Annotated in this window: 14 protein-coding genes; 9 read left to right on the top strand and 5 right to left on the bottom strand. The window is 72.0% G+C overall.

Annotated elements, in window-relative coordinates:
• Nucleotides 1-67 precede the first annotated feature (67 nt).
• A complete protein-coding gene (locus AC07EG_RS18105) occupies nucleotides 68-1,276 on the top strand; it encodes a cytochrome P450 (RefSeq protein ID WP_478254253.1) in 1,209 nt (402 codons plus the stop codon).
• Here AC07EG_RS18105 and AC07EG_RS18100 read toward each other — a convergent pair.
• Nucleotides 1,263-1,688, bottom strand: a complete 426-nt coding sequence (locus AC07EG_RS18100) for a hypothetical protein (protein ID WP_478254252.1) — start codon at nucleotides 1,686-1,688, stop codon at nucleotides 1,263-1,265. The two genes, AC07EG_RS18105 and AC07EG_RS18100, sit on opposite strands and share 14 nt — an antisense overlap.
• A gap of 97 nt (nucleotides 1,689-1,785) precedes the next feature.
• On the opposite strand from AC07EG_RS18100, the gene AC07EG_RS18095 reads away from it, so the two are divergent.
• Genes AC07EG_RS18095 through AC07EG_RS18065 form a run of 7 tightly spaced genes read left to right on the top strand, consistent with a single transcriptional unit; the run spans nucleotide 1,786 to nucleotide 6,087 of the window.
• Nucleotides 1,786-2,274: a hypothetical protein gene (locus tag AC07EG_RS18095; protein ID WP_478254251.1), complete on the top strand. Its 489-nt coding sequence runs from the start codon at nucleotides 1,786-1,788 to the stop codon at nucleotides 2,272-2,274.
• A gap of 58 nt (nucleotides 2,275-2,332) precedes the next feature.
• Nucleotides 2,333-3,067 carry an ANTAR domain-containing response regulator gene (locus tag AC07EG_RS18090; protein ID WP_478254250.1) on the top strand — a complete coding sequence of 245 codons (735 nt, stop codon included), beginning with the start codon at nucleotides 2,333-2,335 and terminating at the stop codon, nucleotides 3,065-3,067.
• The gene (locus AC07EG_RS18085) at nucleotides 3,064-3,498 is read left to right on the top strand and encodes a DUF2243 domain-containing protein (RefSeq protein ID WP_478254249.1); all 435 of its coding nucleotides are present in this window, start codon (nucleotides 3,064-3,066) and stop codon (nucleotides 3,496-3,498) included. Before AC07EG_RS18090 ends, AC07EG_RS18085 begins: the two co-directional genes overlap by 4 nt.
• Nucleotides 3,495-4,313, top strand: a complete 819-nt coding sequence (locus tag AC07EG_RS18080) for a cytochrome c oxidase assembly protein (protein WP_478254248.1) — start codon at nucleotides 3,495-3,497, stop codon at nucleotides 4,311-4,313. Before AC07EG_RS18085 ends, AC07EG_RS18080 begins: the two co-directional genes overlap by 4 nt.
• On the top strand, nucleotides 4,216-4,770 hold the full coding sequence (locus tag AC07EG_RS18075; protein WP_478254247.1) for a hemerythrin domain-containing protein: 555 nt from the start codon (nucleotides 4,216-4,218) through the stop codon (nucleotides 4,768-4,770). Before AC07EG_RS18080 ends, AC07EG_RS18075 begins: the two co-directional genes overlap by 98 nt.
• Nucleotides 4,767-5,729, top strand: a complete 963-nt coding sequence (locus AC07EG_RS18070) for a YihY/virulence factor BrkB family protein (protein ID WP_478254246.1) — start codon at nucleotides 4,767-4,769, stop codon at nucleotides 5,727-5,729. Before AC07EG_RS18075 ends, AC07EG_RS18070 begins: the two co-directional genes overlap by 4 nt.
• 37 nt (nucleotides 5,730-5,766) lie before the next feature.
• Nucleotides 5,767-6,087: an Imm53 family immunity protein gene (locus AC07EG_RS18065; RefSeq protein WP_478254245.1), complete on the top strand. Its 321-nt coding sequence runs from the start codon at nucleotides 5,767-5,769 to the stop codon at nucleotides 6,085-6,087.
• 144 nt (nucleotides 6,088-6,231) lie between these two features.
• Here AC07EG_RS18065 and AC07EG_RS18060 read toward each other — a convergent pair whose 3' ends face one another.
• Nucleotides 6,232-6,774: a TetR/AcrR family transcriptional regulator gene (locus AC07EG_RS18060; protein ID WP_478254244.1), complete on the bottom strand. Its 543-nt coding sequence runs from the start codon at nucleotides 6,772-6,774 to the stop codon at nucleotides 6,232-6,234.
• 83 nt (nucleotides 6,775-6,857) lie between these two features.
• On the opposite strand from AC07EG_RS18060, the gene AC07EG_RS18055 reads away from it, so the two are divergent.
• Nucleotides 6,858-7,298 carry a hypothetical protein gene (locus tag AC07EG_RS18055; RefSeq protein ID WP_478254243.1) on the top strand — a complete coding sequence of 147 codons (441 nt, stop codon included), beginning with the start codon at nucleotides 6,858-6,860 and terminating at the stop codon, nucleotides 7,296-7,298.
• On the opposite strand, the gene AC07EG_RS18050 is transcribed toward AC07EG_RS18055, so the two are convergent.
• From AC07EG_RS18050 to AC07EG_RS18040, 3 genes are read right to left on the bottom strand one after another with little or no spacing between them, the layout of a single operon-like run.
• The gene (locus tag AC07EG_RS18050; RefSeq protein ID WP_478254242.1) at nucleotides 7,295-8,125 is read right to left on the bottom strand and encodes a phosphotransferase; all 831 of its coding nucleotides are present in this window, start codon (nucleotides 8,123-8,125) and stop codon (nucleotides 7,295-7,297) included. The two genes, AC07EG_RS18055 and AC07EG_RS18050, sit on opposite strands and share 4 nt — an antisense overlap.
• Nucleotides 8,115-10,064 carry a YhgE/Pip family protein gene (locus tag AC07EG_RS18045; RefSeq protein ID WP_478254241.1) on the bottom strand — a complete coding sequence of 650 codons (1,950 nt, stop codon included), beginning with the start codon at nucleotides 10,062-10,064 and terminating at the stop codon, nucleotides 8,115-8,117. The genes AC07EG_RS18050 and AC07EG_RS18045 overlap by 11 nt, the downstream gene beginning before the upstream one ends.
• Nucleotides 10,064-12,748, bottom strand: coding sequence for an MMPL family transporter (locus AC07EG_RS18040; protein ID WP_478254240.1), 2,685 nt, complete (start codon nucleotides 12,746-12,748; stop codon nucleotides 10,064-10,066). Before AC07EG_RS18040 ends, AC07EG_RS18045 begins: the two co-directional genes overlap by 1 nt.
• Between the last annotated feature and the right edge of the window lie 3 nt (nucleotides 12,749-12,751).

The following is a 12,751-nucleotide window of genomic DNA, read 5'->3' as shown; positions in this document are numbered from 1 at the left end:
GATCACAGATCAAGCAAGCGACTGACTTAATGGTTAGGATGTGACCTACCACGAGAGGAGCCGGTTGATGACCACCTCGAAGGCCGCGGAACCGCGGTCCTACCCCTTCAGCGAACCGGAGCGCCTGGACACCGAGCCGCTGTTCCGGACGCTGCGCGAGCAGGAGCCCCTGACCAGGGTCCGGCTGCCCCACGGCGAGCCGGCGTGGCTGGCCACCCGGTACGAGGACGTCAAGGTGGTGCTCGGGGACCCGCGGTTCAGCCGGGCCGCGGCGGTCGGCCGCGACGAGCCGCGCATGCGGGCGCACCTGCCCCCGCCGGGCAACATCCTGAGCATGGACCCGCCCGACCACAGCAGGCTGCGGCGGCTGGTCACCAAGGCGTTCACCGTGCGCAGCGTGGAACGCCTGCGCCCGCGGGCCCAGGAGATCGCCGACGGGCTGGTCGACGCCATGCACGCCAGGGGCGCGCCCGCCGACCTGGTCGCCGACTTCGCCCTGCCGCTGCCGATCACGGTCATCTGCGAGCTGCTGGGCGTGCCGTTCGAGGACCGCGCCGACTTCCGCCTGTGGTCCGACGCCTTCCTGTCCACCACGAAGTTCCCGATGGAGCAGGTGGTGGAGTACGTGGAGAAGATGCGGGTCTACCTGGCCGGGCTGGTCGCGCAGCGGCGCGAGGAGCCGGCCGACGACCTGCTCGGCGCGCTGACCCTGGCCCGCGACAACGACGACCGGCTCTCGGAGGAGGAACTGCTGTCGCTGGCGCAGGCCCTGCTGGTGGCGGGTCACGAGACCACCGCGTCGCAGATCCCGAACTTCGTCTACGTGCTGCTGACCCAGCCCGAACTGCTGGAGCGCCTGCGGGACGACCTCGGCCTGGTGCCGCGGGCGGTCGAGGAGCTGATGCGGTTCGTGCCGCTCGGCCTGGGTGCCGGGATCCCCCGCTACGCGCTGGAGGACGTCGAACTCGGCGGGGTGCTGGTGAAGGCGGGTGAACCGGTGCTGCCCGCGCTGACCTCGGCGAACCGGGACGAGAAGGTCTTCCGCGACCCCGACCGGATCGACTTCGACCGCAGCGGGGCCTCGCACGTCGGCTTCGGGCACGGTGCCCACCACTGCCTCGGCGCGCCGCTGGCCAGGATGGAGTTGCAGGTGGCGCTGGACACCCTGCTGCGGCGGCTGCCGGGGCTGCGGTTCGCCGGTTCCGAAGCCGAGGTGGCGTGGAAGGACGGCCTGGCCACCCGCGGCCCGATCGTGCTGCCGGTCAGCTGGGACTGACCCGCGTCAGCGGCTTCGGCCAGGCACCGCGGACCGCGAGGCGCCAGAGGAAGAAGGCACCGGCCAGCAGCCAGAGCAGGCCGAAGGTGCCGTCCTCCAGGTTGCCTCGCGGTCCACCGCGGTCCGCGGTCAGCGAAACCAGGTACGCGATCAGGTAGCACCCGATGAACACGGCGAACATCAGCACCACGCCGACGCCCACCCGCGCGGCGATGTGCGCTTCCAGTGCCCCCGCGGTGTAGAGCGCCAGCGCAACCGGACCGGCGAGCACGCCCCAGCCACCGATCTCCGACAGTTCGAACACGTATTCGCCCGGACCGAAGTAGATGATCACCATCGTGACCAGCGCACCCCCGCCGAGCACCGCGAACACCGACAGCAAGCCGAGCACCACCCGGGCCACTTTCACCATTCCCGCAGCGTAGGAACGCGGTCCGGGAGGGCTCCCGGAATGGCCGCAAGCTGCCGCGTGGCCAGGGGATCGCCGTGGCCGGCCTACGCTGCCCGGCGTGCGGACCAGAACTCCGGCCCTGCTCGCGGGCACGCTCCTGCTCACCGGCTGCGGTGCGGCCGGAACCCCGGCGGCACCACCGACCGCCGCTGACGCCCGCGACTACTCCGCCTGCGCCGACGGCAACTGCGAAGTGCTGCTCAGCGGTCCCGCCGAAATCCCGCTCGGCGGCACCGGCGGCATCACCAAGCTGGTGGTCCAGGCGGTGGAGGGCAACGGGATCCGGTTCGACACCGGTACCGGCACCGGGACCCTGTCCACCGACTGCATCTCGACGTTCCACGAGAACGGCGGCGGGTCGTCGTGCAGCACCGGCCCGCGAGCAGCCCCGAAGCCCGCGGACGGGGTGCTCGCCCTGCAACTGGCCGAGGTCCGCGACGGCACGGCGGTGCTGCGCGTGGTGGCGGGCGAGCCGGGGCCGCCACCGGCCTCGCCGGTCCCGCGCATCCCGGCCTTCGCCGTGCCGGAACCGCCGTTCGGTGGTTAGATCCGGCGGCACGTTGGTACCCGGGTGATTGATGACCCAGCCACCAGGAGGTACCTCGATGAACGGCGAGCCGCTCGCCAGGGAGTTCGCGGTGCTCACCCGGTCACTGCTGGACGCCTCCACCGTCGCGGACGTGCTCGGCCACGTCACGGCCGCCGCCGAACGGCTGATCCCGGGCGCCGACCTGGTCAGCATCAGCCTGAAGGACCGGACCGGCAAGCTGCACACCCCGATCGGCACCCCACCGCTGGCAGGCGAACTCGACCGGCTGCAGAACCAGTTGCAGGAGGGGCCGTGCTTGGACACCGCGCGCCCGGAAGGCCCGGCCTCGGCGGGCAGCAGTGACCTGGCCCAGGACGAGAAGTGGCCGAAGTACGGCCCCGCCGCCGCCGACCTGGGGTTCACCTCGGTGCTGTCCACCGCGCTGATCCCCGATCCCGGCGACCTCATCACCACCCGCGGGGCGCTGAACGTCTACTCGGGCGGGAAGCTGGGCGACGAGGTGAACGGCATCTCGTTGCTGCTGGCCACGCACGGGGCGCTGGCGCTGGCGCACACCCAGGCGGTCACCCGGGCCGAACTGCAGCAGGCCCAGCTGCGCGAGGCCATCGAGACCAGGGACGTGATCGGGCAGGCCAAGGGCATTCTGATGGCCCGCCGCGGGATGGATGCGGACGAGGCGTTCGCGATGCTGCGCAAGACCTCGCAGGACCTCAACACCAAGCTCGCCGACCTCGCCCAGACGCTGGCCACCCGGCACCGGGACCTCGACCTGCCGAACCCGAAGCCGTGACCGCTCGGTACCGGCGCAACCTGCTCGCCGGTTTCCTGCTGGGCGTGGGCACCATCGCCTTTGTCGACGAGGTGGTCTTCCACCAGTTGCTGCACTGGCACCACTTCTACGACCGCTCGACCACCTCGGCCGGCTTGGTTTCGGACGGGTTGTTCCACGCGTTCAGCTGGTTCGCCACGGTGGCCGCGTTGTTCGTGATCGCCGGGCTCCGCCGCACGGGCGCGTTCCGCGGCTCGGTGTGCACGGGCGGTTTCCTCGTCGGGGTCGGCCTGTTCCAGTTGTACGACGGGCTGGTGCAGCACAAGGTGTTCGGCCTGCACCAGATCCGGTACGAGGTGGACCTGACCGCGTACGACCTGGTGTGGAACCTGAGCGCGGCGGTCCTGCTGGTGGCCGGGATCGTGGTGGGCGCGCGGACCGCCTCCCGGTGAACCACCACGCGGACTGGACCAGTGCGCTCGACGGTCCGCGCTGGGTCGCGCTGGTGCTGGCCGCCACCGCGTTGCTGGCCTACCTCGCCGCGGCGAACCGGTTGTGGCGCCGGGGAACCGCCTGGCCGCTGTCCCGGTTGCTGCTGTGGACCGCCGGTTGCACGGCGGTCGCGGTTCCGCTGGTCGGCTCGTTCCCGCACCTGGTGGGACACCTGCTGGCCGGGATGCTGGCTCCGCTGCTGCTGGTCGCGGCGGCACCGGTCACCCTGCTGCTGCGGGCGCTGCCGGTGCCCCGGGCCCGCCCGGTGGCCAGGCTGCTGGCCTCGCCGGTGGCCGCCGTGCTGACGAACCCGGTCGTGGCGGGGGTGCTGAACGTGGGCGGGCTCTGGGTGCTCTACCGGACCGGGCTCTCCGCCGCGGTGCACCACCAGCCGTGGTTGAACCTGCTGGTGCACGGCCACCTGCTGGCGGCGGGGTACCTGTTCACCTTCGCCGTGACGGGGGGTCCGGATCCCGCGCCGCACCGGTGGCGGCCGGGCAGGCGGGCGGCGGTGCTCGTGCTCGCCCTCGCCGCGCACAACGTGCTGGCCAAATCGCTGTACCCCGAAGACCCGGTGGCGAGCCAGTGGATGTACTACGGCGGCATCCCGGTCGAAGTGGCCTTGCTCATCGTCGTCTGCCGCGCATGGCTCGGCCGCGGCTGGGTACCTCCGGAGCATGACTGCCGACAACCACGAAGACATCGTCGACTTCCTGCAGCGCCAGCACCAGGAGATCAAGGCGTTGTTCGCCGAGCTGGAGACGGCCGCCGATGACCGGCGCCGGGACCTGTTCCGCGACCTCGTCCGGTTGCTGGCCGTGCACGAGACCGCCGAAGAGGAGGTGGTGCACCCGGTCGTGCGCGACCTCACCGCCGGGAAACCGGTGGTCGAAGCCCGCATCGCCGAGGAGCACCGCGCCAAGGAACTTCTGTCCACATTGGACAAAATGGGGCCGGAGGCGGACGGGTTCGACACGCTGCTGGTGCAGCTGCGCGAAGACGTCGTGGCACACGCCGAGCACGAGGAGCGGGAGGAATTCCCGTTGCTGCGCAAGGAACTGACCGAAGAACGACTGCGCGCGATGGCCCAGACCGCGAAGGTGGCCGAAGCCATCGCCCCGACCCGGCCGCACCCCGGCGTGGAGAGCGCCACCGCCAACCTGCTGCTCGGGCCGCCGGTGGCGATCATGGACCGCGCCAGGGACGCCATCCGCTCCGCGCTGGGCCGGTGAGCACGGTGGCGGACGGGCCGACCGACCTGTCGCGAAGATCCTGGTGGCAGGTGCTCCGGCGCACGGTCAAGGAGTTCCAGCGGGACAACCTGACCGACTGGGCGGCGGCGCTGACCTACTACAGCGTGCTGTCGCTGTTCCCGGCGATCATCGTGCTCAGCGCGGTGCTGGGCCTGCTGGGGCCGAACACCATCGGGGTGCTGATCGAAGCCGTCGAGCGGATGGGGCCCGGCGGGGGCACCGATCTGCTCGTCGGCGCGATCAAGGAACTGCAGGGTTCGCGGGGACTGGCCGGTCCGCTGGCGATCATCGGCCTGCTGGGCGCGCTGTGGACGGCTTCCGGGTACATCGGGGCGTTCATGCGGGCGTCCAACAGCATCTACGAGGTGGAGGAGGGCCGCCCGCTGTGGAAGACGCTGCCGCTGCGGGTCGGCCTGACCGCGGCGCTGGTGCTGCTGCTGGCGGTGTGCGCGGCCGCCGTCGTGGCCACCGGCGGGATCGCCGACCGCGTCGGCCGCTGGCTCGGCGTCGGTTCGGCCGGGGTGCTGGTCTGGGACATCGCCAAGTGGCCGGTGCTGGCGCTGCTGATCAGCCTGGCCTTCGCCCTGCTGTACTGGGCGGCGCCGAACGTGCGCCAGCCGGGGTTCCGGTGGCTCAGCCCCGGTGGCGTGCTGGCCGTGGTGCTGTGGCTGCTGGCCTCCGGCGGGTTCGCGTTGTACGTGGCGAACTTCGGTTCCTACAACAAGACCTACGGCTCGCTGGCCGGGGTGATCGTGTTCCTGGTCTGGCTGTGGATCTCCAACATCGCCGTCCTGCTCGGCGCCGAGTTCGACGCCGAGTTGACCCGCGGTGGCCGGATCGAGGAGGGCGTCCCACCGGAGCAGGAACCCTTCCTCCCCCCGCGCGACACCACCGCGATGGACGATCCACCCGCTGAACGGGACTCGACAGCAAAATAGTGCGACGGCGGTGTGCGGGATCAGCACACTCGTGGGCATGCACCCTTTGCAGTTCCTCCAAGACTGGTACGCCGCACAGTGCGATGGCGACTGGGAACACGAGTTCGGGGTCACGATGGGCACCCTGGACAACCCGGGCTGGTGGTTCGAGGTCGACCTCGCGGACACCGATTTCGAACACCGCCTCCTGGCCATGACGAAGACCGAACCGGGGCCGGAGCAGTGGGTCTGGGCCGAATCGGATGGGCGGACGTTCAAGGCCCACTGTGCTGCCCTGTCCCTGAACGATGCGCTGGAGGTGTTCCGGGGGTTCATCGAACAGCCCCAGGCACCGGGAGCTTCCGCGGTGGAGCTGTAAGGGCGGCGGGCGCCTGCTCAGCGGTCAGCGCTCGGGCCCTGCCCCCTGGTGGAGTTGGCAACCAAGCAGGGAACCTGGGCCTGCCTCGCGGCCGGGTCAACGACCGCGCAGGAGTGCGGCGCCCGGGCGCTGGTTCTGGTGAAGTCAGCGGTCAAGCAGCAGATCCGCAGCCCGGGCCAGGACCTCCGCCCGGCTCCGGCCGTTGTGGTCGGCCACCAGGAAGTGCGCACCGATCGCCACGCAGAAGGCGATGGTGCTGCGAGCCTCCACCTCGTCGGGGTCGGCGCAGAAGGTGCCGATCATTTCGCGCAGCAGGCCCATTCGCCGGTCGTCCACCCGTCGCAGGCGTTGGGCGACCGCGGCGTCTCGGCGGGCCCAGTCCCGCACGGCGAGGTCGATGGGCAGCAGGCGATCACTGGAGAAGGTGAGCACGCCGGCCCGGTGCGCCTTCTCCTTCGGGCTGCCGCCCTCCCGCTCCACCCGCTCCAGCACCTCGTCGACGCTCTCGCGTTCCCACGTGTCCAGCATCGCTTCGAGCAGGGCACCGCGATCGTCGAAGTAGCCGTAGAAGCCGCCCTTGGTGACGCCGAGGCGTTTCGCCAGCGCCTCCACGCGGACCGCGTCGACGCCGCCGCTGGCCAGCACCGCCAGCCCCTCTTCGACCCACTTGTCCCGCGGTGTGCGCACGACGTGTCCCACCTCACCATTTCCGTTTTATACGCAGGCGTATAGAGTCCGTTCTATACGCCATCGTATAGAACGGAGCCGACATGGTCGCCCTCATCACCGGCACCCGCGACGTCCCCGCGGAACTCCGCGCGCTCGGCTCCCTGCCGGACGCCCACTACGCCGACGCGTTCACGCTCGGCACCGACGTGGTCGCCACCCCGGAGCAATGGGCGAGAAAGCTCTTCGGCGACGCCCCCACTCCCGGCGAACGCCTGATCTGGCGCGGTTTCCTCGGCCTGCGGCTGCGACCGGCGTCGCCGGGAACCGTGGCGGGCTGGCGGATCGCCGACCGCGGCGACGACTGGATCCGGCTGGAAACCGAATCCTGGTTCCTCTCCGCGAACCTGGTGTTCAAGGTGGTCCCCGGGCGGGTTTCGCTGGTCACCCTGCTGCGGTACGACCGCCGCCTCGGGCACGTGGTCTGGCCACCGCTGTCCGCCGTGCACCGCCGCCTGGTGCCGATGCTGTTCCGCCGCCCCTAGTCCTGGAGCGCCTCGGCGATCATCCGGTGCCCCTGCCGCTCGAACTCCCGGTCGCCCACCCGGTACGCCCACACCGCCGTGCCGATCGCCTCGCGGACGCGGTCCCGGTGCCAGGCACCCGCCTCACGCGGATCACCACCGTAACCGGCCAGGAACGCGGCTTCGAGCGCCGCGTCCGCGCGGAACTGCTGGGCGGCGAGCCTGGTGAAATCGCTCGCCGCCGGGCGCAGGTCCGCGCGGCCGAAGTCGATCGCCCGCACCACGCCCTCGTGCACCAGCCAGTTGCGTGGCTGCCAGTCACCGTGGGTCGGGACCAGCAGGACGGGCGGAGTCGGCCACGACGCCACCTCCGCCCGCAGCCGGTCCGCGGTCGCCGGATCGATGCGGTGCTCCTCGGCCAGCCGCCGCAACGCCTTCGCCTGCTCGCGTGCTTCGAAATCCGGGTCCTCGACGGCGGACTGCCCGTGCAGCAGCGCCAGCAGCCGCCCCGCCTGCCGGTAGGTTTCCGGCTCCCGCTCGGCTTCGTGCCCCTCCACCAGCTCCCCCGGCACGAACCGCGTCACCAGCAACCGGGCCACGGGATCGGCGTGCACCAGTTCCGGGGCGAGACCGCGGGAAGTCCACGGCGCCAGCCAGTTCTCGTGCGCCCGCAGCTCACGCACGTGGTGGTGCTCACCATCGGCGGCGGCCTTGACGATGTACCGGGCGTCCTCGTGCCGCACCTCCAGCACCGTCGTGCCGATCAGCCCCCAGCTGTGGTCCCGCACCACCTCGGCCCCGGGCAGCCAGTCCGCCAGCAGCCGCCGTTGCCGTTGCTCAAGCCCCATTCCGCGAGCTTAGGCGCAGGTGGCGGCCGGAGAGGTAGCGGCGGCGATCGGTGACCACGATGGTGGCCAGCGTGCCGAGCACCAGCCAGGCCACCAGCTCCGCGATCCCGCTGAGCAGGCCGGGATCACCGGTGACGGTGGCACGCAGGGCGAGCACGGCGCCGTGGGTGGGCAGGTGGTCGGCGAGCGCGTACAGCGGCCCCGGCAAGGTGGACAGGATGCCGGTGGCCGCGCCGAGCACCAGCACCGCCAGCGAAGCGAGGCGACCGGCCCGGCCGAAGATCGCCGTGGCCGCCTGGTTCAGCGCGACGAAGGCGAACGCCGCCAGCAGGGCGACGGCCAGGAAGCCGAGCGCGCCGGCGAAACCGGGGCGCAGCACCGGGATCGCGATGGCGCTGATGGCGATCGCGGCCAGTGCGGCGGCGGTGGCCCCCGGCAGGGCGGCCCGCACGATGATGCGCCAGGTCGGCTCCCGCGCGGTGAGCACGGCGTCCGGCACGGCGCAGGTGACGAGGTAGGTCGCCAGCGCCAGCGCCCACAACGCCAGCGCGGCGAACAGGGTGACCGCGAGCGTGCCGACCGGTGTGCCGTCCACGGTCGCGGCGGTCGGGTCGGCGGCGATCGTCTTCAGGTGCGCGCGTTCGTCGTCGGTGTAGCTGGGCACCTGGTCGCGGCCCCGGTCCAGTTCGGTGGCCAGTTGCCGGGCGCCGTCGTCGACCTCGGTCACGCCGTCGTCGAGCTGCCCGGCACCCGAGGCGAGTTCACCCGCGCCCGAATCCGCCTGCCGCACACCGTCGTCGAGCGCACGGGCGCCCTGCGCGGCGGACGCGATGCCCTCGGTCAGCTCCCCGGCCCGCCCGGCCAGTTCGGCGTTGCCGTCGGCGACCTGGCGGGCACCGCCGGCCAGCGCCCGCACGGCGTCGCGGGCCTGGACCGCCGCCTCGCGGATGCCGCTCCCGGCCTGGTCGATCTCCTGCGCGTCGGTGGTGAACCGGTCGGCGACGGCCCGCAGGTCCCCGCAGAACTCCGGGGCGGCGGTGCACCCGTCCGCGAGCCGGCGGAACTCCGCGGCGGTGTGCTCGGCCGACGGCAGCGCGTCGATCGCCGCGATGATGCGGTCGGCCAGCGGCACCACCGTGTCCGCGAGCTGCTGGTTGCCCTGCGCCACCTGCTCGGCGCCGTCGGCCAGTTTCCTGGTCAGCTCGGGCAGTCGGGCGGTGTCGCGTTCGGCCCGGGTGAGGCCCTCGGACAGCTTGGCCGAACCGGCGGCGAGTTCGGTGGTGCCGCCGGCGAGTTCGCCCGCGCCTTCGGCGAGTCGGCCCGCGGCGTCACGCAACCGGCCGGAGCCGTCGGCCAGCTGGCCCGCGCCGTCGGCGGCCTGGTTGACCTGCCCGTGGATGGTGGTGAACCCGACGTAGACGTTGTCCAGGTAGGTCTCCACCACCTGCTGGTTGAGCGCCTGCCGGGTGGCCTGCCCGACCTGCTCGGCCAGCGCCGGGTCCACCACCCCCGCCGCCGACGCGGTCTTCACGTCGAGCACGGCCTTGGTGGTGTCGAGCGGCTGGGCGGTGGCGGTGGACGTGCCGCGGGCGGAGAACTCCCGCGGAATGGTGACCACCGCGGTGTAGGTGCCGTCGGCCAGGCCGCTCGCCGCGTCCTCGGCGTCGGTGAGCACCCAGTCGTACGCGGATTCGGTGTGGTGCGTGAGGTTCCCGGCCAGCTGCCGTCCCAGCGGAATGGTCTGGCCGTTGACGGTGACCGGCTCGTCGTTGTTCACCACCGCGGCGGTGGCCGTGCCGTGATCGGTGACCGGCGACCAGAACGCCCAGGTGAGCAGCCCCATCACCAGTACCGGCACGGCGATCAGCCCGGCCCAGCTCTTCCAGGTCAGCGGCCCGGCAGCCAGGGCGCGGGCGGAGTTGGCGAACGGTTTGAGCATCACGGGACCTCGACGGGCGTGCGGAGGGCGAGCGGCTGGGCGGTGGCGGGCAGCAGGTCCCGGATGCGCTCGGGGTCCTGGCAGGTCAGCACGAACGAGACCGGCCGCCCGGAGCGGGTGTGCCGCCGCGCCAGCAGTTCCCGCAGGCGGTCACGGGAATCGGTGCGCAGCACCAGGTCCACGTCGTCGATGAGGACCAGTTCGACGCCGTCGTCGAGCGCACCGGCCACTTCGCGATCGGGTTCGGCGGTGTCGCGGCACGGGATCACCGTGACGTCGCGGCGCAACGCGTGCGTGTGCTGCGGCAGCACCCGGCCGAGCACCTTCAGATCCCCGTGCAGCTTGGTGATCCGGCCGCCGAGGGCGTACAGCAGGGCGGTCTTGCCGGTGGCCCCGGTGCCGTGCGGCACCAGCACTCCCCCGCGCGCCAGGTGCAGGTCGAGTTCGCGGAACACCGGGCGGCCGCGGTCGTCCTCCACGCGCAGGCCGCGGGCGCTGATCGCCTCGTCGCGCCCCTGCCAGTCCGCCAGGCGCAGTTCACGCACCAGCGCGTCGCCTTCCGCGTCGAACACCGGCAGCGCGCGGTCGAGCTTCGGCGGCAGCCCCCACGCGCGGTGCCCGAGCAGGGCCAGCACGGCGGGCACCAGCGTCATCCGCACCAGGAAGGCGTCCACGAACACACCGACCGCCAGGCTGAACGCGATCGGCTTGATGGTGGCGCTGCCCTCGGGCACGAACGCGGCGAACACCGCGAACATGATCACCGCCGCCGCGACCACCACCCGCGACGCCGAGACGAACCCGGTTTCGATGGCGTGGTGCGGGTCGCCGCGGTGCACGTAGTCCTCGCGGATGCGGGAAACCAGGAACACCTCGTAGTCCATGGCGAGTCCGAAGAGGACACCCATCAGGATGATCGGCAGGAAGCTGATCACGCTGCCGGTGTGGCTGACCCGCAGCAGCTCGGCGAAGTGCCCCTGGCCGAAGACGAACGACGTGGCGCCGAAGGCCGCGCCGACCGAGAGCAGGTAACCGGCGGTGGCCTTGACCGGCACCCAGATCGACCGGAACACCATGGCCAGCAACACCAGCGACAGCCCGACCACCAGCACCCCGAACGGCAGCAGCGCACTGCCCAGCTGCGCGGAGACGTCGATGCCCACGGCGGTGATGCCGGTGACCGCGGTCTGCGTGCCGTAGGCGTCGAGGAAGTGCTGCTCCTGCCCGCGCAGGCGTTCCACCAGCTCGTCGGTCTGCGGGGAATCCGGGGCGGTGGCCGGGACCACCTGGATGATGCCGGTGTCGCCCTTCGGGTTCGGGGTGGCCAGCGGGACCGACTCGACCCCGGGCAGCGTGCGGATCTCGTCGGCGAGCCGGTTGACCAGGCCGATCGGATCGGTGCTGGTGATGATGTCGGCGGTGACGATCAGCGGCCCGTTGAACCCCGGGCCGAAGTGCTCGCTGAGCACGTCGTAGGTCTCGCGGGCCGGGGTGCCTTCGGCTTCGGTCCCGTTGTCCGGCAACGCCAGCCGCAGGTCCACGGCGGGGATCGCGCACACGGCCAGTCCGGCGACCACCACCAGCACGGTCACCAGCGGCACCCGCGTCACCGCGCGCACCCACCAGCGGGCCACCTGCGGCTTGCGGCGGCGCCTGCGCCGACCGCGTGGTCGGCGTGGGCGCAAACGCTTGCCCGCGAAGGAAAGCAGGGCGGGCACCAGGGTGATCGCGATGCCCACCGCCAGCGCGACGGCCACCGCGGCGGCGATGCCCATCGTGGTCAGGAACGGGATGCCCGCGACCGACAGGCCGAGCAACGCGATCACCACGGTGAGCCCGGCGAAGATGACCGCGGAACCGGCCGTCGCGGTGGCCCTGGCGATGGACTCCGCCACGGCCATGCCTTCGGCGAGCTGGTCGCGGTGCCGCGAAAGCAGGAACAGCGCGTAGTCGATGCCGACCGCCAGCCCGAGCATCACCGCCAGCATCGGCGCGGTCGACGAGATCGGCGTGACCAGGGTGGCCAGGTAGACCAGGCCCATCGAAACGCCCACCCCGAGCACGGCGGTGAGCAGCGGCATCACCGACGCGATCAGCGAGCGGAACACCAGCACCAGCACCAGCAGCGCGATCACCAGGCCGATGCCCTCGGTCGGGCTGAGCTCGGGCACGCGGTCGGAGAAGGCGTCGCCGCCGGTGTGGACCCGGCCCCCGGTCGCCGTGGCGAGATCGGCGGCGATCGCCGACAACGCGGTCCTCGTCCCGGGGGTCACGTCGGCCAGTCCGACCTCCAGCGGCACGGCGATCAACGCGGCCCGGCCGTCCTCGGACAGTGCACCGGAGACGTTGCCGCCGAACGGGTCGACCGCGGTGGCGACCTGGTCCACCGCGTTGATCCGGGTGACCGCCTCGGCCACCGCTTCGCGGGTGGTGTCGACCCGTGCGCCTTCCTCGACCACCAGCACCAGTTGCGCCGAGGTGCCGCTGACCTCGGGGAACACCCGGCCGAGGTGGTCGAGCGCCTCCTGCGATTCGGAACCGGGGATGGCGAAGTTGTCGTCCGTGCCCTGGTTCAGCAGCGCCGCCGCGCCGCCCGTGACGCCGAGCACCACCACCCACAGCACCAGGACCAGCCCGCGAGCCCGCGCGGCGCCCCGGCCGAGGCGGTAGAGGAACGACGACACGAA

The organism is Amycolatopsis sp. NPDC045836 (assembly GCF_056431745.1).
The sequence above is the reverse complement of the archived record's forward strand: the minus strand, read 5'-3'. Positions and strand labels throughout refer to the sequence as shown.